Source organism: Rhizobium sp. AN80A (assembly GCF_030053015.1).
Lineage (GTDB): Bacteria > Pseudomonadota > Alphaproteobacteria > Rhizobiales > Rhizobiaceae > Rhizobium > Rhizobium metallidurans.
The window spans coordinates 3070889-3091541 of the sequence record NZ_JASJPX010000003.1 but is presented as its reverse complement, the minus strand read 5'-3'; the positions used below and the strand labels follow the sequence as shown (position 1 = coordinate 3091541).

The following is a 20653-nucleotide window of genomic DNA, read 5'->3' as shown; positions in this document are numbered from 1 at the left end:
TCCCTTTCTGATCGACCGACGGCCGGTGGCCTATGCGCCACCAAGCTCCATACCCCCACTGCAAGCAAACGCCCTTTGCATAATAACGGATGTATCGCCATGAGCGCACCTCGTACCCTCTACGACAAGATCTGGGACGACCACCTGGTCGATCAACAGGACGACGGCACCTGTCTTCTCTACATCGACCGCCACCTGGTCCACGAAGTCACCTCGCCGCAGGCCTTCGAAGGCCTGCGCATGACCGGCCGCAAGGTCCGCGCGCCTGAAAAGACGCTCGCGGTCGTCGACCACAATGTGCCGACCTCGCCCGATCGCCATCTCGGCATCAAGAACGAGGAAAGCCGCATCCAGGTCGAGCAGCTGGCGATCAACGCGGCCGAGTTCGGCGTCGAATATTATTCGGCGAGCGACAAGCGCCAGGGCATCGTCCACATCATCGGACCGGAGCAGGGCTTCACGCTGCCGGGCATGACGATCGTCTGCGGCGACAGCCACACCTCGACGCACGGCGCCTTCGGCTCGCTGGCGCACGGCATCGGCACGTCCGAAGTGGAGCACGTCCTTGCCACCCAGACACTGATCCAGAAGAAGGCGAAGAACATGCTGGTGCAGGTCGACGGCGTGCTGCCCGCTGGCGTCACCGCCAAGGACATCGTGCTCGCCATCATCGGCGAAATCGGCACCGCGGGCGGCACCGGCTACGTCATCGAATATGCCGGCGAAGCCATTCGCGCGCTGTCGATGGAAGGCCGCATGACGATCTGCAACATGTCGATCGAAGGCGGCGCCCGCGCCGGCCTGATCGCGCCGGATGACGTCACCTACGAATACATCAAGGGCAAGCCGCGCGCGCCGAAGGGTGAAACGCTCGACCAGGCGATTTCCTACTGGAACACGCTGAAGTCGGACGAAGGTGCGCATTACGACCGCGTCGTCACGCTGAACGCCGCCGAACTGCCGCCGATCGTCTCCTGGGGCTCCTCGCCCGAGGACGTCATCTCGGTGCAGGGAATCGTTCCAGATCCGGATGAGATCGCCGACGAGAACAAGCGTACCTCGAAGTGGCGCGCGCTCGACTATATGGGCCTGAAGCCGGGCACGAAGATCACCGACATCGCCGTCGATCGCGTCTTCATCGGCTCGTGCACCAACGGCCGCATCGAGGACCTGCGCGCCGCCGCCAAGGTGGTCGAAGGCAAGACCGTTGCCGGCACCGTCAGCGCCATGATCGTTCCGGGCTCCGGCCTCGTCAAGGAACAGGCGGAAGCCGAAGGCCTCGACAAGATCTTCAAGGCCGCCGGTTTCGACTGGCGCGAGCCTGGCTGTTCGATGTGTCTGGCCATGAACGACGACCGCCTGAAGCCGGGCGAACGTTGCGCATCGACCTCCAACCGCAACTTCGAGGGCCGCCAGGGCTTCAAGGGCCGCACCCATCTGGTGTCGCCCGCCATGGCGGCTGCCGCGGCCATCGCCGGCCACTTCGTCGATATCCGCGAGTGGAACTGAGATTTTCCGGCCTCTCCCGGTGACGGGAGGGGCCGGATCGCATGGATTGCGATGGACAGGCTTGGCCCTAATCGGGCAGGGCCTGTCCTTTTTCGTTTGCGGGGTTACACTCCCGCCATCCTCATCCGGAGAGCATCATGACATCGGATACCCCGCTCCCGCGATACCGTCTGCTTTTGCTGCGCCACGCCAAATCCGCCTGGCCCGATGGCGTTGACGACCATGATCGTCCGCTCGGCGGCCGGGGCCTCAAGGCGGCGCCCGTGATGGGGCGCTACATGGCCCGCGAGGGGCTGGTTCCCGATCTTGCGCTGGTCTCCACGGCGCGGCGCACGCAGGAGACCTGGGCGCTCGTCGGCGCCGAGTTGCCTGATGATATCGCGCGGCGGGATGTGGAGGAGATCTACGAGGCGGCGGCGGAGCGGATCGCTGCGGTTGTTCGCGGTGTCGATGCCTCGGTTCGCACGCTTCTGATCGTCGGGCATAATCCGGGGCTGCAGGAGCTGGCGATCGATCTCGTTGGAGATCAGGATAGGCTCGCCGGGGTCAGCGAGAAATTTCCGACCGGGGCTCTGGCGGTGATTGACTTCGCCGTGGCCTGGCGGGATGTGGCCGCTGGGAGTGGCGTGTTGGAGCGGTTTGTGGTGCCGCGGTCTTTGGTGGGGTGAGTGGTTGGGGACTCTAGCTAACGGTGCGCCCGGAGCCCCCTCATCCGACCCTTCGGGCCACCTTCTCCCCTATGGGGCGAAGGGAAGATGGAGCGCGGGGCCCACCACGAGTCCCTTCTCCCCAGCGGGGAGAAGATGCCGGCAGGCAGATGAGGGGGCTCCGGGCTCTGACACTTACCACCCGCAGGGGCGCACGGCAAAGCCTCACCAGCTAAAGCCCCCTACGACCCCGCCTTCCCCAAAGCCTTCTCCATCGCCGGATAAAGCCCCTCTTTCAGGCTGATATCGTCGAACGGGCCGACGCGCTTGTAGAGGATCGTCCCATCGGGGGCGACGAGGTAGCTTTCGGGGATGCCGTAGACGCCCCAGTCGATCGCCGCCTGCCCCTTCGGATCGACGCCGATCGCCTTGTAGGGGTTGCCGAGCTCGCCGAGAAAGCCGAGCGCGTTGTCGTTCTTGTCCTTGTAGTTGATCGCAACGATGTTAAGCCGGCTATCTTTTGCCAGTTCCTTCAGGATCGGATGCTCCTGGCGGCAGGGAAGGCACCAGGAGGCGAAAACGTTGACCAGCGTCAGCTTGCCCTGGATGGCGGCGTCGGTCAGCGGCGGCACGTTGGAGCCCTCGAGCGGCGGCAGGTCGAGCGCCGGGGCCTTGGTGCCGATCAGCGCCGAGGGGATATCGGTGCTGCTTTTGCCGTGCACATCCTGGTCGTAGAGCATCTTGCCCGCCGTGCCGGCGATGCCGGCGAAGACGAGAAGCGGGATCAGCGCGAAACCGTAGCGGCCGATACCGCGCCGTTCCTTCGGCGCCTGCGGCCGGGCTGCGGCTGCGGTGGGTTCGGTGTTCGGCGCGTCTGTCATGGGCTGGCCTTGCTGTGGGATGCATCCTTGGTCCGGCTCGAGCGGCGGCGGATGCCGGAGGCTTCGAGCGCCTTGAGTTCACGGCGGCGGGCACGGCCCTCGAACCATGTCCAGAGCGTCACGCCAATGGTGACCGCGCCGGCGAAGAGGTAGGAACCGTAGACATAGAAGGCGTAGGATTGCGTCATCGCCTTAACCCTCGCGGCTTGCCAGGCGCGCGGCGAGGCGGCGCTGGGCGGCAATCCGGCGGCGCCAGATCTCGTTGCGGATCGCCATGACATGCAGCGTCAGGAACAGCATGGTAAAGGCAAGAGCCATGACCAGCAGCGGGCGCAGGAATTCCGGGTCGATCGCCGGGCCGTCGAGGCGCAGCACGCTCGCCGACTGATGCAGCGTGTTCCACCAGTCGACGGAGAACTTGATGATCGGGATATTGACGAAGCCGACGAGGATGAGGACGGCCGAGAGGCGCGCGGCCTTGCCCGGGTCTTCCATGGCGCGATTGAGCGCGATCAGGCCGAGATACATCAGGAACAGGATGAAGACGGAGGTCAGCCTCGCATCCCAGACCCACCAGGTCCCCCACATCGGCTTGCCCCAGAGCGAGCCGGTGACGAGCGCGATCAGCGTGAAGGCGGCGCCCAAGGGCGCGGCGGCCCTGACCGAGACATCGGCCAGCGGGTGGCGCCAGACGAGCGTGCCGATCGCCGACAGGCTCATGATCGTGTAGCCCATCATCGACAGCCAGGCGGCCGGAACGTGGATATACATGATGCGGACGGTTTCGCCCTGCTGGTAGTCGCCCTCGGTCGTGAAGCTGAGATACAGCCCCACGATGAAACAGAGCGCGGTGATGCCTGCCATCCACGGAATGAGGCGCGCGGCGAGCGCCAGGAACCGCGTGGGGTTGGCGAGATCGCTGAATTTGGCGATGGCAAGGCTATTCTCGGTCATGCCGTCTCCTTAGCGCGATCCGCCGTTTTCGGCAATCAAGCCGATGATCAATCCGATGTGTTGCGCAGCGCCAGTGCCGCCGCCGCCGGCCCGATGACGGCGAAGAACAGGGTGAGCGCGGATAGAATCAGGAAGGGCGGCAGGAAGGGGGAATGCCCCTCGACGGCCGCGTAGGTGGCGCTGACGCCGAAGATCAGCACCGGGATCGTCAGCGGCAGCACCAGGATCGACACCAGCAGGCCGCCGCGCGGAAGCGCCACGGCAACCGCCGCGCCGACCGCGCCGATCAGCGTGATGGCCGGCGTGCCGACCAGGAGCGTCAGCATGGTGGCGCCGATCGCCCTTTCGCTCATGTTCATGAACAGACCGAGCAGCGGCGAGGCGATCACCAGCGGCAGGCTGGTGGCAAGCCAGTGCGCCACGCACTTGACAAGCACGGTCAGCACCAGCGGCGTCTCCTGCATCAGCATCAGATCGAGCGCGCCATCGTCACGTTCCGCCTGGAAGAGGCGGTCGAGGCCGAGGAGGGCTGCCAGCAGCGCGCCGATCCAGACGATGGCCGGGCCGATGCGGGACAGCAGCGCCAGATCCGGGCCGACGCCGAAGGGAATGACGGCGACGACGGTGAGGAAGAACAACACGCCGACGAGTGCGCCACCGCCGGCGCGGATCGAGAGCTTGAGGTCGCGCAGCAGGAGGGCGGTCATGGGTAAGCCCTCTTTGGGGTGGGGATGTATGGTTTGTTCGAGGGACTGGTTGGTGGGGTGTTCGAGAGGTTCGTGGGTGCCGTACCCCCTCTGTCCTGCCGGGCATCTCCCCCACAGGTGGGGAGATCGACTCGTGGCTTGCTCTCAGCCAACCAATGAAGGTGGAACGAGCGGTTGCACCGAGCCAATCCCCCCCCTTGTGGGGGAGATGCCCGGCAGGGCAGAGGGGGGTAATCCTGGCGCGACGGTGGCATGGAGCCTTTGCGGCTCGGCTATAGCTGGCCTCAGCGCCCGTGGCCCCCTCATCCGACCCTTCGGGCCACTGACCGGGGTCGAGCCGCTGGTCTCGACCCGTCCTTCGGACCCCCATGGGGGAGAAGGGAAAGTCGGCGCGAGCGGCTTGCCACGAGTCTCTTCTCCCCAACGGGGGAGAAGGTGCCGGCAGGCGGATGAGGGGGCGACGCGGGCTCGGTGGGTGCCGCTGAAGTCCCCTCCCCAACCCCCTCCCCACAAGGGGGAGGGGGCTAACCCGGCGCGCTGTAGAACTCCCGCATTTCATCTTCGTACCGGTTGATAGGTTGCAGTCCTGCCGACCGGTTGCCGCAGGCAAGCCCCTCCCCCTTGTGGGGAGGGGTTGGGGAGGGGTTTTTGTTGCAAGCACAGCCATCACCCCCACACCCCGGCACTCCCCCCTGAAAACCCCGCCATCCGCAATTCCCTGGCATCGCTCAACCCCAAAGGCTGATGCGTCGCCGCGATCACGATCCCACCCGCCGCGCGGTGCGCCTCGATCAGCCCGGCGAAGAGCTGGTCGGCGCTGGCGTCGAGCGCGGCGGTCGGTTCGTCGAGGATCCAGACGGGGCGGTGGGAGACAAGCAGCTTGGCGAAGGCGAAGCGGCGTTGCTGGCCGGCGGAGAGGTAGCCGAAGGGGAGATGGGTGATACCGGGCAGGCCCACGGCATCGGCGGCGTCTTCGATCGACATGCCGGTGCCGCCGTCGGCGTTACCGAGATAGCGGCGCCAGAAGACGAGGTTTTCCTCCACCGTCAGCTCGCTCTTCATGGCATTGCGGTGGCCGAGATAGTGGCTGATCTCGGGGAGCCTGAAATCGGTCGCGCCGTTCGCGTCCATGACCGTGATCGTGCCCGTTTCCTGCCGCAGCAAGCCTGCGAGCACACGCAGCAGGGTCGATTTTCCCGATCCGTTTTTGCCAGTCAAAACCAGGGCTTCGCCTGAAGCCAGGGCAAAGGACACGCCTTCGAAAATGAGCTCTTCGCCTCTGCGGGCAGCGAGATCGGAGGCGTGCAGATGCATGGGGGTTCCGGGGTTCAGGTTTTCAGTCATGCGAGGCAAAAAAATCAGAAATGGACGGTCCCTCTCTGGCAGCTTTTGATGAAGTTATCTATATGTGGATTACCACGCCAGCGGTCGGCGTGAATTTCATCCTAGCGCCGAACATGAGGTCTGACTTCATGTGCGGACCGCGGAAATGGCCGTACCCGCATCCTGATGTGCCTTTAGTGCATAGGCGTCCGCACAATTGTGTTCGCGATCAGAAACGGGGTCTCTCGTGTCTAAATCACTTGATAGCTTTCACTGTCGTTCCGTCCTTACCGTCGATGGTAAGGACTATGTCTATTTCAGCCTGCCGAAGGCCGAGGCAAACGGCCTGCCCGGCGTTTCCAAGCTTCCCTATTCGATGAAGGTTCTGCTCGAGAACCTGCTGCGCTTCGAGGACGGCCAGTCGGTCACCAAGGAACACATCCTTGGCGTCGCCGAATGGCTTGATAACAAGGGCACCGTCGAAAACGAAATCGCCTATCGCCCGGCGCGCGTTCTGATGCAGGACTTCACCGGCGTTCCCGCCGTAGTCGATCTCGCGGCGATGCGCGACGCGATGGTGTCGCTCGGCGGCGATCCGGAGAAGATCAACCCGCTGGTGCCCGTCGATCTCGTCATCGACCACTCCGTCATCGTCGACGAATTCGGCACGCCGCAGGCGTTTTCCAGAAACGTCGAGCTCGAATACCAGCGCAACGGCGAGCGCTACCGCTTCCTGAAATGGGGCCAGCAGGCCTTCCAGAATTTCCGCGTCGTGCCTCCGGGCACCGGCATCTGTCACCAGGTCAATCTCGAATATCTCGGCCAGACCGTCTGGACCAAGGAAGAGGACGGCGAGACGATCGCCTATCCGGACACTTGCGTCGGCACGGACAGCCACACGACGATGATCAACGGTCTCGGCGTTCTCGGCTGGGGCGTCGGCGGCATCGAGGCGGAAGCGGCCATGCTCGGCCAGCCGGTATCGATGCTGCTTCCCGAAGTCATCGGCTTCAAGCTGACGGGCAAGCTCAAGGAAGGCGTGACCGCGACCGACCTCGTGCTGATGGTCGTGCAGATGCTGCGCAAGAAGGGCGTGGTGTCGAAATTCGTCGAGTTCTTCGGCCCCGGCATGGACAACATGCCGCTCGCCGACCGCGCGACGATCGGCAACATGGGCCCGGAATACGGCGCCACCTGCGGCTTCTTCCCCGTCGATGGCGAAACCATCAACTACCTCACCATGTCCGGCCGCTCGCATGACCGCATCGCCCTGGTCGAAGCCTATTCGAAGGCGCAGGGCATGTGGCGCGAGGGCGATGGCTCCGATCTCGTCTTCACCGATACGCTGGAGCTCGATCTCGGCGATGTCGTGCCCGCCATGGCCGGCCCGAAGCGTCCCGAAGGCCGCATCCCGCTGGAAAACATCGCGTCCGGTTTCGCCGGCTCGATGGATGCCGATTACAAGAAGCCCGGCCAGCTCGCCAACCGCTACGCGGTGGAAGGCACGGATTTCGATCTCGGCCATGGCGACGTGGCGATCGCCGCCATCACGTCGTGCACCAACACGTCGAACCCGTCGGTCCTGATCGCCGCCGGCCTTCTTGCCCGCAATGCCGTCGCCAGGGGGCTGAAGACCAAGCCGTGGGTGAAGACCTCGCTGGCGCCGGGATCTCAGGTGGTCGGCGAGTATCTGGCGAAATCCGGCCTGCAGGCCGATCTCGACAAGCTCGGCTTCAACCTCGTCGGCTTCGGCTGCACGACCTGCATCGGCAATTCCGGGCCCCTTCCCGCGCCGATCTCCAAGACGATCAACGACAAGGGCCTGATCGTCTCGGGTGTTCTCTCCGGCAACCGCAACTTCGAAGGCCGCATCTCGCCCGACGTGCAGGCCAACTATCTCGCCTCGCCGCCGCTCGTCGTCGCCTATGCGCTGGCCGGCACGGTGCAGAAGGACCTGACGAGTGAGCCGATCGGCGTGGACCAGAGCGGCAACCCCGTCTATCTGAAGGATATCTGGCCGACCTCGCACGAGGTGCAGGCCTTCATCCAGAAATACGTCACCCGCGAACTCTACGAGACGAAATATGCCGACGTCTTCAAGGGCGACGCCAACTGGCAGGCCGTGCAGGTGCCTCCGGGCCAGACCTATGCCTGGGACGACAACTCGACCTATGTGCAGAACCCGCCCTACTTCGTCGGCATGGGCAAGACCGGCTCCGGCGTCTCCGATATCAAGGGTGCGCGCGTCCTCGGCCTCTTCGGCGACAAGATCACCACCGACCACATTTCTCCGGCCGGTTCGATCAAGGCCGCCTCGCCGGCCGGCGCCTATCTGCTGGAGCACAATGTCGGCGTCGCCGACTTCAACCAGTACGGCACGCGTCGCGGCAATCATGAAGTGATGATGCGCGGCACCTTCGCCAACATCCGCATCCGCAACCACATGCTCGGCCCGAACGGCAAGGAAGGTGGCTACACCATCCACTACCCGTCGAAGCAGGAGGAATCGATCTACGACGCGGCCATGCAGTACAAGGCCGAGGGTGTTCCGCTTGTCATCTTCGCCGGCGTCGAATACGGCAACGGCTCGTCGCGCGACTGGGCAGCGAAGGGCACCAACCTCTTGGGCGTCAAGGCCGTGATCGCGCAGAGCTTCGAGCGCATCCACCGCTCGAACCTCGTCGGCATGGGCGTCATCCCCTTCGTCTTCGAGGAGGGTACGACCTGGGCGACGCTGGGGCTGAAGGGCGACGAGACCGTCACCATCGAGGGGCTCGAGAACATCAAGCCGCGCGAGAAGAAGATCGCCAGGATCACCTATGGCGACGGCACCGTGAAGGACGTTCCGCTCCTGTCGCGCGTCGATACGCTTGACGAGGTCGTCTATCTCAACAATGGCGGCATCCTGCAGACGGTGTTGCGAGATCTCGCGGCCTGATCGGCCCACAATTTTAATGGGTTGCACGATAATGGCCGCCGGAAAGCGATTTCCGGCGGCTTTTTCGTCCTGGATGGCTGCGATCCCTCACGGCGAAGTGTTGCGGAGTTGTCCCACCCCGGCGCCGTCTCACCCGTTCGTGATTTTTCGTTTGGATCGGGAGAGATTATCTCTAGGTTGAAGAGTTGGAGCCCCTGCCCGCGTGGTTGGCCAGTCCATGTGGCCGGCCTTTTCGGCGGGGATAGAGAGGAAAAGAGGTAGAGGTGAATGTCGCCGCGGTTTTTGATTTCGCTGATTGCAAGTGTCGCCTTGGCGAGCCCGTTGCTCGCCGACGAGGCGCCCAAGGGCGTGGTCGAACTGTTCACCTCACAGGGCTGCTCGTCGTGTCCTCCCGCCGATGCGGCGTTTCGCAAGCTGGTTGAGCGCGGCGACGTCATCGCCCTCGCCTATCATGTCGACTACTGGAACTACATGGGCTGGGCCGATACGCTGAGCTCGAAGGAAAACACTGAGCGCCAGTACGGCTATGCCAAGACGATGGGTCGCGCCAATGTCTACACGCCGCAGGTCGTGGTCAACGGCCGCGATCACGTGATGGGCTCGGATCTCGGCGGCATCGAGCGCAAGATCGACGGCTTCGTCAACGGCGGCGAAGGGCTGAACGTGCCTGTCAAGGCCGAGGTCAAGGGCGACCAGCTCGAGATCACCGTCGGCCCCGGCCAGGGAAAGGCCAATGTCGTCATGGTCTATTTCGATCGCGAGAAGACGATCGAGGTGCAGAAGGGCGAAAACAGCGGCCAGAAGATCGCCTACACGCACAGTGTCTCGAATGTCGAAACCGTCGGCATGTGGGATGGAAAGCAGACCCGCCTGACGCTGCCCGCCACCCTGTTGCAAAAGCCCGATCTCGAGGGATGCGCGGTTCTGCTGCAGTCGTCCACGCCCGACGGAACGCCCTCGGCGATCCTCGGCGCAACGGTGATCATGGCCGGCAAGAACATCTGAGCCGGCCAGCAAGCCGGCAAGGCCATCCGAAGGATTTCATCTGCCTGTCAGGTGAAAGCGGGGCGGCCCGACTGATCGTATTCGGGGCTGGGGTTAAGGTCGATACGGTCAGCCGGGCCCTTTGGCGCGCTGGCGCCAAACAGTCACATCGCCCCCAAAGTACCGAAAGACGATGCGCAGAATTCAGTGTCGGCGAATCCGTCAAGGATGCGCCGGTCAAGTGCGAGCGAATTTCTCTTTTAATTGAGGCGCTGTTTTGACTGAAATGCGGCACGCCGCAGATTGCACAGACTATGCTTAATGCGCACGAGGCCGCGCTTGCAATTTGTAAACGCTAAGGCAAACTGTCACCCGCGTGTCACGAACGGAGGCATTCGAGACTGATGACAGATCAGCCGGATTTGCGGCGTGGGAGCAATCGGGCCACCGATGGCGACACCCCCGTCGTCGTGGATATCAGGGACTACAAGCAGAGCAAGGACCCGTTGCCGGTGACGTTTCACCGGCGAGAGCTGGATGCGATCCTGTGGATCTACGGGCGCATGGTCGGCGAAGGCGAGTGGCGGGATTACGCGATCGACCACATGAAGGATCTCGCCGTTTTCTCCGTTTTCAAGCGTTCCGGCGAGATGCCGCTCTACCGCATCGAGAAAAACCCCAAGCTCGCCGCCAAGCAGGGCGCCTATTCCGTCGTCAATACCCACGGCCAGATCCTGAAGCGCGGCCATGACCTGCAGCAGGTGCTGAAGGTGTTCAACAAGTCGCTGAAGCTCGTCGAGAAGTAAAGCGTCGCGAACGAGCCGGACAACCGCGCCGGTCCCGTTTTCCGCGACCGCGCGGGAGGCCTCTCACTCCGCAAACAGCGTCGCCGGATAGGCCGCGAGGTCGGGATCGCCGGAAGCCCCGTCGCCCAGCGGACGCTGCATCAGCATGGTGTCGAGCCAGCGCCCGTGCTTGAAGCCGGAGCCCTTGATGCGGCCGATCTCCTCGAAACCATGCGTGGCGTGCAGCGCGATCGAGGCCGGATGCGCGCCGCCGATCACGGCGACCATCTGGCGGAAACCGAGCGCCGTCGAGCGCGCTATCAGCGCCTCCAGCAACCGCTTGCCGACACCCTTGCCCCGCGCCTCCGGCGCCAGATAGATCAGAATCCTCGACCATGAACCGATAGGCCGGCCGCGTGCGGAAGGCCGACGCATAGGCATAGCCGATGAGCGCGCCATCCTCGCCTGTCGCGGCGATATAGGGGTAGCCGTTCGCGACGATGGCCTGGTATCGCGCCGCCATCTCGTCCCGATCCGGTGGGGCGATTTCATAGCTGGCGACGCCGTTCAGCACGGACTCGCGGTAGATGGCGGTGATGGCGTCGATGTCGGAGGGAGCGGCGTCGCGGATGAGAACGGGCATGGGCAGGCCGATGGCTGGAGGGGCTGTCCGCTTGAAGAGCATTCGCGGCGGCAGTTGGCAAGGGGAAAGCGGACGGGATGCGACGGTTGGGAGGGGGCGGGTGGTCCATCGGCGTCGCATATGTAGAGGCGTGCTTGGATTGTCGGGAAGAGCCCGAGAATGACGATGGAGTGGGTGGATGCGCAACCACCCCAGGACGACCCGATCCCCGAAACAAAAAAGGCGCCCCGAAGAGCGCCTTTTCCGATACCCGTTCCGTCTTACTTGCGGTTGCCCATGAACTGCAGCAGGAACATGAAGAGGTTGATGAAGTCGAGGTAGAGCGTCAGCGCGCCCATGATCGCCTTGCGGCCGGCCATGGTGGCGTCGTCGGCGGCGTAGTACATTTCCTTGATGCGCTGCGTGTCGTAGGCCGTCAGGCCGGCGAAGATCAGCACGCCCATCACCGAGATCGCGAACTGCATGGCCGAGGAGGCCAGGAAGATGTTGACGATCGAGGCGATGATCAGGCCGAACAGACCCATCATCAGGAACGAGCCCATGGCCGAGAGGTCGCGACGGGTCGTGTAGCCGTAGAGCGACAGCGCGCCGAAGGAGGCGGCGGTCACGAAGAAGGTCTGCACGACGCTCTGGCCGGTGTAGATCAGGAAGATCGACGACAGCGACAGGCCGACCAGCGCGGCATAGACGCCGAAGGTCGTCTGCGCGGCCGATACGCTCATCGAGTTGATCTTGAAGCTCAGGAAGAAGACCATCGCCAGCGGAGCGAAGATGACCACCCACTTCAGCGGGCTGGTATAGATCGCGGCGCCGAAGGCGGTCAGCTGGCCGCCGGAGACGGCGAATGTGAACGACAGATAAGCGGCCAGACCGGTGATCGCCAGGCCGATAGCCATCAGGTTGTAAACCTTCAGCATGTAGCTGCGAAGGCCCTGATCGATCTCTCCGGCCTGGACACCGCTCTGAACGCGGCCCTGGTAATTGCGTAGGTCAGCCATGATTTCCTCTTGTCAGCCCCGATTGGATACGGTGTCGGGCTTTCTTGCCCAGGCGCCGCTGCGGAGCTTCAGCTTGCCTGTGGATAATATGAGCCCTTCGACCCACGTAAACAAGGGCCTTGCAACCCGCCATCGCGTTAAATCGCCGTAAGGTGCAGGATTTATTTCAACCCGGCACCCTCACAGTTCGCGCAAAACGGGTCCCGCCTTCTGGCCGAGAATGCGCCATGTGCCGATCAGGCCGATGCCGACGGTGAGCACCAGCGCCGTGACCAGCGTCATGCCGGCGACATCGGGCAGGAACTGCGAGGGGATCTTCATGATGCGGGCGACGATGAACCAGGCGGCGACGCCGCCCGAAAACAGCGCGAAGATGGCGGTCGCCACGCCGAGTATCAGATATTCGTAGCAGAAGGCGCGCATCAGCATCCGCCTCGTGGCGCCGAGCGTCTTCAGGATGACGGCATCATGGGTGCGGGCGCGGTTGCCGGCTGCAAGCGCCCCCGACAGCACGAGAACCGAGGCGATGAGGGCGACCGAGGCTGCGGCGCGGATCGCGGTCGCCAGCTGCGCCACCAGCGAATTGACGATGTCGATCGCATCCTTGACGCGCACGCTGGTGATCGTCGGGAAGCGGCTGGTCACCGATTTCAGGATCGCGGCTTCGTCGGCAGCCGTCGCCTTCTGATCGGTCAGCGTCGCCAGCCAGGCGTGCGGCGCGCCCTTGAAGGTGTTGGGCGAGAAGACCATGACGAAGTTGAGCGACAGGCTCTCCCACTCGACCTTGCGCAGGTTGGCGATCTTCGCCGTCATGTTGCGGCCGAGCACGTTGACGGTGACGGTATCGCCAACCTTGAGGCCGAGCTCGCCGGCCTCTTCCGCCGAGAAGGAGACCAGCGGCTCGCCGCTGTAGTCCTTCGGCCACCACGTTCCCTCGGTCAGGGCGGCGTTTTCGGGCAGCGTCTCGGAATAGGTGATGCCGCGGTCGCCGCGCAGCACCCACTGGCCCGATGGCGGCACCTTGCGCTTGGTCACCTCCTCGCCGTTGAGGGCGAGGATGCGGCCGCGCAGCATCGGCACCTCGACGAGCTTGCCGTCAGGCGCTTGCGACGTCACGAGATTGCGGAAGCCTTCGAGTTCGGCGCCCTGGATATCGACGAAGAAGAAGTTCGGCGCGCCGCCGGCCATGCGGCCGGTGAGCTGCTGTCTCAGATTGCCGTCGATCAGCGTCAGCGTGACGAGCAGCGCCAGGCCGAGACCGAGCGAGAGGACGACGGAGGGGGTGAGCGCTCCGGGGCGGTGGATATTGCCGATGGCGAGCCTCAGCGCCGGCGAGTTGACCCGTGGGCTGCGGCGCGCCAGCCAGGCGATGCCGGCGGCGACAAGGCGCAGGACGACGAAGGCGAATGCGATGGCGCCGATGAAGACGACGGCGATGAAGCGATCATAGGCGGTCACCACGGCAAGGGCGGCAAGCGCGGCGAGGAAGATCGCCGCCATCAGTATGTAGGGCCAGGAAGGCAGGCGGCGGGCCTCGAAGCCCTGCTCGCGAAACAGCGCCGTCGGCGGCACTTCGCGGGCGTGGCCGAGCGGCATGATGGCGAAGGCGAGCGTCGTCAGGACGCCGAACAGCACGGCGAGCGACAGCGCCACCGGATAGAGCGTCGGCGCGGTCGAGACCGGCAGGAACTGCGCCAGGAACTGGGCGGCCAGAATGGGAGCGGCGGCGCCGATGACGAGGCCGACGGCGATGCCGCCAAGCGCGATGAGGCCGATCTGGAAGAGATAGATCAGCACGACGGTCGAGGCCGGCGCGCCGAGGCACTTGAAGGTGGCGATCGTGGTGCGCTTGGCGTCGAGGAAGGCGCGCACGGCATTCGCCACGCCGACGCCGCCGACGATGAGCGCGGTCAGGCCGACAAGGGTCAGGAACTGCGAGAAGCGGCCGATGTTTTCGGTAAGCGAGGGCGCGGCGCGGTCGCTGGTGCGGATCGACCAGCCGGCGGCGGGGAAATCCTTCGTGGCGCGGTCGCGGATATCCGGCAGCGTCGACCGGTCGTTCAGCCGCACCTTGTAGGCGTGCTCGACCAGGCTGCCGGTCTGGATGAGGCCCGATTCCTGCAGCGCCTGGCGGCTCACCATCAGCCGCGGCGCGAAGCCGAAGCCCTCGGAGACCGCATCCGGCTCGGTGGTCAGCGTGCCGGTGATGTTGACCATGACGTTGCCGAGCAGCAGCTCGTCGCCGAGCTTGAGGCCGAGGCGTTCCAGAAGCAGCGGTGCCGCCACCGCGCCGAAGGTGCCGTCCTGATTGGCAAGCAGCTTGGGCAGGGTGTAATTGGGCTGCGCCTCGAAGCTGCCATAGAGCGGATAGGCGTCGTCCACGGCCTTGACCTCGACCAGCGCCTGATCGGACCCGTCCGGCTTGCGGGCCATGGAGCGCAAGCCGGTCGAGACCGAAACCTTGCCGTAGGACTTCAGGAAATCCAGTTCGGCCGGCGCCGCCTCGCGGTTGTTGAGCTCGAAGCGGACGTCGCCGGCCAGAATCTCCTGGCCGCGCGTCGAAATCGTGTCGGTGATCGACTGCGAGACGGAGTTGACCGCGGCGATCGCCCCGGTGCCGAGCGCGATGCAGGCAAGGAAGATGTAAAAGCCCCTGAGGCCGCCGCGCAGCTCACGAAGGGCAAGACGGAAGGCGAGCGAGACACGCGGCGAAATCAGCGTCATGCGATGGCCACTTCGGCTTCAATCGCGGCGCTGTCGCCTTCTATCTTGCCGGAGCGGACGCGGATCTGGCGCGAGCAGCGCTTGGCGAGCGCATTGTCATGGGTGACGAGTACAAGCGTCATGCCGCGCTCGGTCTGCTTGGAAAACAAGAGGTCGGCGATCTGGCGACCGGTATCGGTATCGAGATTGCCGGTCGGCTCGTCGGCGATCAGAAGGGCCGGAGACGGCGCCAGCGCCCGGGCGATCGCCACGCGCTGCTGCTCGCCGCCGGAAAGCTGTCCGGGATAGTGATTGAGCCGGTCGCCGAGGCCGACGGATTTCAGCTCGCGGCGGGCGATCTCGAAGGGATTGGCGACATTGGCGAGCTCGAGCGGCACGGCGACGTTTTCGAGCGCCGTCATGTTGGCGATCAGATGGAAGGACTGGAAGACGATGCCGATGTTGCGGCCACGGAAATCGGCGACCTGATCCTCGCTCATCGTGTGCAGCGGCGCCTCGTTGATATTGATCTCGCCGCTGTCCAGCCGCTCGAGGCCGGCGAGCACCATCAGCAATGTCGACTTTCCCGAGCCCGAGGGACCGACGATGCCGACCGATTCGCCGGCGGCGATCCGAAGGTCGATGCCCTTCAGCACATGCACGGACGCAGCGGCGCTCCCGAGCGTCAAATCGGCCCGTTTCAAGTCGATGATGGTTTTAGCCAACGTTAAATGCCCTATATGAAGCCGATCGTGCCGCCAATCTAGGGAAACAGGAATGAGATTTAAAGTTGCGGGTCTTCACATCGCTGTCATCGTCTGCTCGATGATGCTCTCGGTTGCGGCGCAGGCGCGCACGATCAACCTCGTCGGCTTCGGCGACAGCCTGATGGCGGGGTACCAGCTGCCGCCGGGCGACGGCTTTCCGGAGAAGCTGCAGGCGGCGCTGAAGGCCAAGGGGCTCGACGTGTCCGTGACGAATGCCGGCGTCTCCGGCGACACCACGACGGGCGGGCTGGCGCGCATCGACTGGTCGGTTCCCGACGGCACCGACGGGGTCATTCTCGAGCTCGGCGCCAACGACGCGCTGCGCGGCATCGCGCCCGAACAGAGCGAGAAGAATCTCGACCAGATGCTTGCCCGGCTAAAGGAGCGCGGGATCGCGGTGCTCCTCGTCGGCATGATGGCGCCGCCGAACATGGGCGGCGACTACGCGGCGCGGTTCAACCCGATCTATGAAAAACTCGCTAGGAAATATGGGGTTAGCCTCTATCCGTTCTTCCTCGACGGCGTCGTGCTCGACGCCTCGCTGAAGCTCGAGGACGGCATGCACCCGAACAGCAAGGGCGTCGACGTGATGGTCGAGAAGATGGAACCGGCAATCACACAATTCGTGGGAACGTTGCCGACTGTGAAGAATTAGGGACTTGCGCACGTAGTCAATGCGTGATTCCGTGTGAGCACCTGCAAAAGATTCGGGGAGTGCTCGTTATGCCGAGACTATTTACCGCCCTCGAAATTCCGCGCAATGCGGCAATGAGCCTTTCGTTGCTGCGCGGTGGTCTCCCTGGCGCCCGATGGATCGATGTGGAGAACTACCACATCACCCTGCGCTTCATCGGCGATGTCGATGGGCGCACGGCCGACGAGATCGTCGACCGGCTCGACCGCATCGACAGGCCGGAATTCCAGATCAAGCTCGACGGTATCGGCGCTTTCGGCTCGAAGAAGCCGCATTCGGTTTGGGCCGGCGTCACGCAGTCGCCCGAAATGTATGCCCTGCAGGCCGAAATCGAGCGGATCTGCCAAAGGATCGGCCTTTCGCCGGATCCGCGCAAGTTCACCCCGCATGTGACGCTGGCGCGGCTGAAATCCTCGCGCGTCGACGACGTGGTGCACTATCTCGCCGGACGCGGCAATTTCCAGACCGCATCCTTCACCGTGCCGCGCTTCGTGCTGCTGTCGTCGCGCGATTCGGTCGGCGGCGGGCCCTATCTGACGGAAGAGGTATTCCCGCTGCGCGAGGCGCTGTCGTCGCCGAGCATGGACAACAGTTTCCTGCAGCCGGCCAAGAGCCTGGCATAGACGGCCTCGAAGCCGTCGGCGCCGCCATAATAGGGATCGGGGATGTCCTCTCCGCTCCCGAGCGCCAGATCGCCGAACAGATGGATATTCCGGGCCTGCGGATCGAGTGCCCGCAAAGCCGCGACATTGTCGCGGTCCATGGCGACGATCAGGTCGAAGTCGGCGAAATCGTGCTTGCGGATGCGCCGCGCGCGCTGGCCCGATATGTCCATGCCGTGATGGCGGGCGGTCGCGATCGACCGTCTGTCGGGCTCATCGCCCTGGTGCCAGCTGCCGGTGCCGGCCGAGATCGACGAGAAAGCGGTCGGCGTGGCCGGCCTCTTTTGCCAGATGGCTGAAGACACCTTCGGCGAGCGGCGAACGGCAGATATTGCCCATGCAAACAAACAGGATACTGATGCGTTTCATAAAAGACCCATGGTGAACGCAAAGGACAATCGCATGAAACGGGACAAATTGGAACGCCAGGCGATTTACGACGAACTGGCGAAACTCGACGGCTGGTCGCTCGGCGACGGCGGCAAGTCGATCACCAAGAGCTACAAGTTCAAGAATTTCGTCGAGGCCTTCGGCTTCATGACGGAGTCAGCCCTTGCCGCCGAGAAGCTCGACCACCACCCGGAATGGTTCAACGTCTATTCCAAGGTGGACGTGGCGCTCAGCACCCATTCGGCCGACGGGCTGACGGAACTCGATTTCAAGCTCGCCGGCCTGATGGAAAAGGCGGCGGCGCGGCGGATCGATTGAATCACGACGCAGGAGCCCCCATATTCGGGCCTGACCGGAAAGGGCCGACGGATATAAGGGGCCAGGTGAAAACAGAGGGTCAAGTGGACATGGACGACGTCAAGTACGGTGAGATCCTGCTGCCGGGCGATGAGGAAACGCAGGAGCGGCGGGAGAAGAACGTTCGGCGGAAATTCTGGCCGACCTTTCGCAAGGCGGCGCGCAGGGTTCCCTTCTCGCGCGATCTCGTCGCCGCCTATTACTGCGCGCTCGACCGTGAGACGCCACTCAAGGTGCGCGGCACGCTGCTCGCCGCGCTCGCCTATTTCGTGCTGCCAGTCGACATGGTGCCCGACCTGCTTGTCGGCATCGGCTTTTCCGACGACATCGCCGTTCTCTCGGCCGCCTTCGCGATGGTCAACCGCAATATCCGGCCCAGCCACTACGACGCCGCCGACAAGGCGCTCGCGGACGCGCCCGATCGCGTGCGGCCCGAGGATATGAAGACGGTGTAGGCCGGCTGTTCGCCGGCCCAGAATGCTGACAAAGCTCGCGGTTGAACAATAACGAAGTCCAACTTGGTCGCGGTCGGATGCCCAGCATCCCTCATTCCTGTGCTTGTCACAGGAATCCAGTCGTCCAAGTCCTTGGACGGAAAGAGTATTTTCACGACGCCGACGCGTCGTGGCTGGATTCCTGTCACAAGGACAGGAATGAGGGATTTCGAGGCTTCTGCCACCAGAAACATCTTTGTCAGCAGTGTGAGGGCCGGCTGTTTGCCGGCCCTCACGCTGACTTTTCACACTTGGCGCGCGCCTTTCAGCTGCGCCAGATACTCGCTGCGGGAAAACGGGTTCGGCCCCGATCGACGGCGCACTGGCGCCGCGCCCCTGACCGGCCGATAGCCTGAAAACTCCGTTTCCATCGTCCCGAGACCGCTTGTCAGCGACGGCAGGGCGCGTTGGATGTCGTGGATTTTGATGGCGGCGATCGTGCCAGTGAGCATCATCATCTCTCCGCTGGCGACCGGCGGTTCGAGTGCTGCGTCGAGGCGCATCAGCAGGCTTTGCACGCGTGGCAGCGCGTCGGCGGGCATGTCGATCGTGATACGGTCGATCGGCTCGCAGACCTCCGTTCCGGCGATCCGCAATGCCTGCGCCAGCACCAGAGGCGTCAGATTGCGATGGTCCGACGGGGTACTCGTCGTCCACTTTCGAAGCCTGGTGATCTCGGTGATTGAAACCGAGGCGTTGATCACCTGCCAGCCATGAATTCCCTGGCCGAACGCGGCTTCAAGGGCTTCGTCGATCGCCTTGAAGGCGAATGGCGGTGCGGCGCCCGGTTCGACCTCGAAGACCAGCCGATGCCGGCCTTCATTTTCGCCGGCTTCGACGCGAAGCCCAATGGTTGCCAGAAACGGATCGGGCGCGTGCTCGATGGCATTTCCGACGCCGAGGATGCGCTCGACATAGATCGGTGAGGTGTCGAGGAAGCGCACGGAAAGGCCGTAGTCAACCTTCAACGTGTGCTCGATCACTTCCTTCTGGACCTCGCCATAGAGCGAGATCGACAGACCATCCTCGCCGTCGCCCTGCCGCAGATTGATCAGCGGGTCCTGTTCGGAGAGCTGGCACAGGGCCTTCCACAGCGCAGGGGCATCTCCCTTGTCATCCGGCACGATCGCCGCTTCCAGCATGGGCGGCGCGAACTGCCTTTGCGGGGCCGTGGCGCGGTCTCCGATCCAGTCCCCGACCTTGATGTCTGACAGACCTCTTACTCTGGCGATATCGCCTGCCTGGGCAACATCACTGCGTCTCACGCGTCCTTCGGTAAAGACCTCGACATCGGTGATGCGGTTTTCCTTGTAGGCGATTGGGCCGGCGAGTGAGTCCGCGATCGGGATACGGTCGCGAACGCGCAGGGCGCCTGAGACCACACGAAGCAGCGCGAGCTTCTCCCCTGCCGCATTGCGTTCGACCTTGAAGACGGTTGCCGACACCGGGCCGTCCTTCGGCGGTATCGGCGCCGGGAGAAAGTCGGTGATGCCGTCAATCAACTCCTCGATCCCGGCGCCTGTTATGGCCGAGCCGAAATAGACCGGGAAGATCAGGCCATGGGCGGTTTGCCGCGCCAACCGTTCGCGTAGCGTGCCCGCCTCCACGGCGCGATCATCCGCGAAGGCAGCGAGCAGGTCATCGTCACGCTCGGCCAGCGCCTGCAGAACGCTGGCTTGGAAGGCTCGGTCGTGCCAGGCGCCGGGGTCGAAGCGCGCGAGCGGCGTTCCGGGTGCGCTGACGGTTCCCATCGGCACGAGGGCCGTCGTCAGGCGGTCGCGGAGATTGGCAAGTGCTGCCCCGCCGCCGGCGCCGCGCCGATCGATCTTGTTGACGAAGATGACGGTCGGCACCTTCAGCCGGGCAAGGGCGCGCATCAGGACGCGGGTCTGCGCCTGCACGCCCTCGACGGCGGAGACGACAAGCACCGCGCCGTCAAGCACACCGAGCACGCGTTCGACCTCGGCAATGAAGTCGGGATGGCCCGGGGTGTCCAGAAGGTTGATCCGCGTGCCTCGCGCGCTGAACGACGCCACCGCCGAGCGGATGGTGATGCCGCGGTCGCGCTCCAGCTGCAAGGTGTCGGTCTGAGTGTCGCCGGTATCGACGCCGCCCAGCGTCTTGATGACACCGGCGTGAAACAACAGGCGTTCGGTGAGGCTAGTCTTTCCGGCGTCTACATGCGCCAGGATTCCAAGATTGAGTGTTCGCATCGCA

18 protein-coding genes and 2 pseudogenes are annotated in these 20653 nt (G+C 64.2%); 9 read left to right on the top strand and 11 right to left on the bottom strand.

What is annotated here, in order from left to right; all coding sequences use genetic code 11:
- The first annotated feature begins 99 nt into the window (after positions 1 to 99).
- Both leuC and P3R82_RS26860 read left to right on the top strand, forming a co-directional pair.
- Positions 100 to 1509, top strand: coding sequence for a 3-isopropylmalate dehydratase large subunit (gene leuC, locus P3R82_RS26865; RefSeq protein ID WP_283195979.1), 1410 nt, complete (start codon positions 100 to 102; stop codon positions 1507 to 1509).
- Positions 1510 to 1646: 137 nt separating this feature from the next.
- Positions 1647 to 2177 (top strand): histidine phosphatase family protein, encoded by a 531-nt coding sequence (locus tag P3R82_RS26860; protein WP_283195978.1) that lies wholly within the window; start codon positions 1647 to 1649, stop codon positions 2175 to 2177.
- A gap of 221 nt (positions 2178 to 2398) precedes the next feature.
- On the opposite strand, the gene P3R82_RS26855 is transcribed toward P3R82_RS26860, so the two are convergent.
- The 5 genes from P3R82_RS26855 to ccmA form a co-directional block, all read right to left on the bottom strand.
- Positions 2399 to 3037: a DsbE family thiol:disulfide interchange protein gene (locus P3R82_RS26855; RefSeq protein ID WP_283195977.1), complete on the bottom strand. Its 639-nt coding sequence runs from the start codon at positions 3035 to 3037 to the stop codon at positions 2399 to 2401.
- Positions 3034 to 3225 (bottom strand): heme exporter protein CcmD, encoded by a 192-nt coding sequence (gene ccmD, locus P3R82_RS26850; RefSeq protein WP_283195976.1) that lies wholly within the window; start codon positions 3223 to 3225, stop codon positions 3034 to 3036. Before ccmD ends, P3R82_RS26855 begins: the two co-directional genes overlap by 4 nt.
- A 4-nt stretch (positions 3226 to 3229) precedes the next feature.
- A complete protein-coding gene (locus P3R82_RS26845; protein ID WP_283195975.1) occupies positions 3230 to 3991 on the bottom strand; it encodes a heme ABC transporter permease in 762 nt (253 codons plus the stop codon).
- A 47-nt stretch (positions 3992 to 4038) separates the two neighbouring features.
- Positions 4039 to 4698, bottom strand: coding sequence for a heme exporter protein CcmB (ccmB, locus tag P3R82_RS26840; protein WP_283195974.1), 660 nt, complete (start codon positions 4696 to 4698; stop codon positions 4039 to 4041).
- A 666-nt stretch (positions 4699 to 5364) separates the two neighbouring features.
- Entirely contained in the window at positions 5365 to 6012 is a 648-nt protein-coding gene (ccmA, locus tag P3R82_RS26835; RefSeq protein WP_283195973.1) for a heme ABC exporter ATP-binding protein CcmA, read from the bottom strand.
- Positions 6013 to 6268: 256 nt separating this feature from the next.
- Here ccmA and acnA point away from each other — a divergent pair, with 256 nt between their 5' ends.
- The 3 genes from acnA to P3R82_RS26820 all read left to right on the top strand — a co-directional run bounded on the left by acnA (position 6269) and on the right by P3R82_RS26820 (position 10749).
- Positions 6269 to 8959, top strand: coding sequence for an aconitate hydratase AcnA (gene acnA, locus P3R82_RS26830; protein ID WP_283195972.1), 2691 nt, complete (start codon positions 6269 to 6271; stop codon positions 8957 to 8959).
- A 267-nt stretch (positions 8960 to 9226) separates the two neighbouring features.
- Positions 9227 to 9964 carry a thioredoxin family protein gene (locus P3R82_RS26825; protein WP_283195971.1) on the top strand — a complete coding sequence of 246 codons (738 nt, stop codon included), beginning with the start codon at positions 9227 to 9229 and terminating at the stop codon, positions 9962 to 9964.
- Between the two features lie 383 nt (positions 9965 to 10347).
- Positions 10348 to 10749: a DUF2794 domain-containing protein gene (locus P3R82_RS26820; protein WP_283195970.1), complete on the top strand. Its 402-nt coding sequence runs from the start codon at positions 10348 to 10350 to the stop codon at positions 10747 to 10749.
- Positions 10750 to 10812: 63 nt separating this feature from the next.
- On the opposite strand, the pseudogene P3R82_RS26815 reads toward P3R82_RS26820, so the two are convergent.
- The 4 genes and pseudogenes from P3R82_RS26815 to P3R82_RS26800 form a co-directional block, all read right to left on the bottom strand.
- Positions 10813 to 11371: pseudogene (locus P3R82_RS26815) on the bottom strand (N-acetyltransferase family protein).
- A 260-nt stretch (positions 11372 to 11631) separates the two neighbouring features.
- Positions 11632 to 12369 (bottom strand): Bax inhibitor-1/YccA family protein, encoded by a 738-nt coding sequence (locus P3R82_RS26810; protein ID WP_183902673.1) that lies wholly within the window; start codon positions 12367 to 12369, stop codon positions 11632 to 11634.
- 180 nt (positions 12370 to 12549) lie between these two features.
- Positions 12550 to 15093: an ABC transporter permease gene (locus tag P3R82_RS26805; protein WP_283195969.1), complete on the bottom strand. Its 2544-nt coding sequence runs from the start codon at positions 15091 to 15093 to the stop codon at positions 12550 to 12552.
- Entirely contained in the window at positions 15090 to 15797 is a 708-nt protein-coding gene (locus tag P3R82_RS26800; RefSeq protein ID WP_183902675.1) for an ABC transporter ATP-binding protein, read from the bottom strand. Before P3R82_RS26800 ends, P3R82_RS26805 begins: the two co-directional genes overlap by 4 nt.
- A gap of 52 nt (positions 15798 to 15849) precedes the next feature.
- Here P3R82_RS26800 and P3R82_RS26795 point away from each other — a divergent pair, with 52 nt between their 5' ends.
- Positions 15850 to 16494, top strand: a complete 645-nt coding sequence (locus P3R82_RS26795; protein WP_283195968.1) for an arylesterase — start codon at positions 15850 to 15852, stop codon at positions 16492 to 16494.
- 68 nt (positions 16495 to 16562) lie between these two features.
- Entirely contained in the window at positions 16563 to 17156 is a 594-nt protein-coding gene (gene thpR, locus P3R82_RS26790; protein ID WP_183902677.1) for an RNA 2',3'-cyclic phosphodiesterase, read from the top strand.
- Here thpR and P3R82_RS26785 read toward each other — a convergent pair.
- A pseudogene (locus P3R82_RS26785) lies at positions 17063 to 17564 on the bottom strand (low molecular weight protein-tyrosine-phosphatase). The gene thpR and the pseudogene P3R82_RS26785 overlap by 94 nt on opposite strands.
- A 33-nt stretch (positions 17565 to 17597) precedes the next feature.
- Between P3R82_RS26785 and P3R82_RS26780 the strand changes: the two are divergent.
- Positions 17598 to 17903, top strand: coding sequence for a 4a-hydroxytetrahydrobiopterin dehydratase (locus P3R82_RS26780; protein WP_283195967.1), 306 nt, complete (start codon positions 17598 to 17600; stop codon positions 17901 to 17903).
- Between the two features lie 89 nt (positions 17904 to 17992).
- Complete coding sequence (locus P3R82_RS26775) at positions 17993 to 18397, top strand: YkvA family protein (RefSeq protein ID WP_283195966.1); 405 nt, start codon at positions 17993 to 17995, stop codon at positions 18395 to 18397.
- 284 nt (positions 18398 to 18681) lie between these two features.
- On the opposite strand, the gene P3R82_RS26770 is transcribed toward P3R82_RS26775, so the two are convergent.
- Positions 18682 to 20649: a TetM/TetW/TetO/TetS family tetracycline resistance ribosomal protection protein gene (locus tag P3R82_RS26770; protein WP_283195965.1), complete on the bottom strand. Its 1968-nt coding sequence runs from the start codon at positions 20647 to 20649 to the stop codon at positions 18682 to 18684.
- Between the last annotated feature and the right edge of the window lie 4 nt (positions 20650 to 20653).

Bases quoted from the DNA above. Each gene is read 5' to 3' on its own strand.
- P3R82_RS26845 (WP_283195975.1), bottom strand. From the start codon at position 3,991: ATGACCGAGAATAGCCTTGCCATCGCCAAATTCAGCGATCTCGCCAAC.
- P3R82_RS26860 (WP_283195978.1), top strand. From the start codon at position 1,647: ATGACATCGGATACCCCGCTCCCGCGATACCGTCTGCTTTTGCTGCGC.
- ccmB (WP_283195974.1), bottom strand. From the start codon at position 4,698: ATGACCGCCCTCCTGCTGCGCGACCTCAAGCTCTCGATCCGCGCCGGC.
- P3R82_RS26825 (WP_283195971.1), top strand. From the start codon at position 9,227: ATGTCGCCGCGGTTTTTGATTTCGCTGATTGCAAGTGTCGCCTTGGCG.
- leuC (WP_283195979.1), top strand. From the start codon at position 100: ATGAGCGCACCTCGTACCCTCTACGACAAGATCTGGGACGACCACCTG.
- P3R82_RS26795 (WP_283195968.1), top strand. From the start codon at position 15,850: ATGAGATTTAAAGTTGCGGGTCTTCACATCGCTGTCATCGTCTGCTCG.
- thpR (WP_183902677.1), top strand. From the start codon at position 16,563: ATGCCGAGACTATTTACCGCCCTCGAAATTCCGCGCAATGCGGCAATG.
- ccmA (WP_283195973.1), bottom strand. From the start codon at position 6,012: ATGCATCTGCACGCCTCCGATCTCGCTGCCCGCAGAGGCGAAGAGCTC.
- P3R82_RS26770 (WP_283195965.1), bottom strand. From the start codon at position 20,649: ATGCGAACACTCAATCTTGGAATCCTGGCGCATGTAGACGCCGGAAAG.
- ccmD (WP_283195976.1), bottom strand. From the start codon at position 3,225: ATGACGCAATCCTACGCCTTCTATGTCTACGGTTCCTACCTCTTCGCC.
- P3R82_RS26820 (WP_283195970.1), top strand. From the start codon at position 10,348: ATGACAGATCAGCCGGATTTGCGGCGTGGGAGCAATCGGGCCACCGAT.
- P3R82_RS26780 (WP_283195967.1), top strand. From the start codon at position 17,598: ATGAAACGGGACAAATTGGAACGCCAGGCGATTTACGACGAACTGGCG.
- P3R82_RS26810 (WP_183902673.1), bottom strand. From the start codon at position 12,369: ATGGCTGACCTACGCAATTACCAGGGCCGCGTTCAGAGCGGTGTCCAG.
- P3R82_RS26775 (WP_283195966.1), top strand. From the start codon at position 17,993: ATGGACGACGTCAAGTACGGTGAGATCCTGCTGCCGGGCGATGAGGAA.
- P3R82_RS26855 (WP_283195977.1), bottom strand. From the start codon at position 3,037: ATGACAGACGCGCCGAACACCGAACCCACCGCAGCCGCAGCCCGGCCG.
- P3R82_RS26805 (WP_283195969.1), bottom strand. From the start codon at position 15,093: ATGACGCTGATTTCGCCGCGTGTCTCGCTCGCCTTCCGTCTTGCCCTT.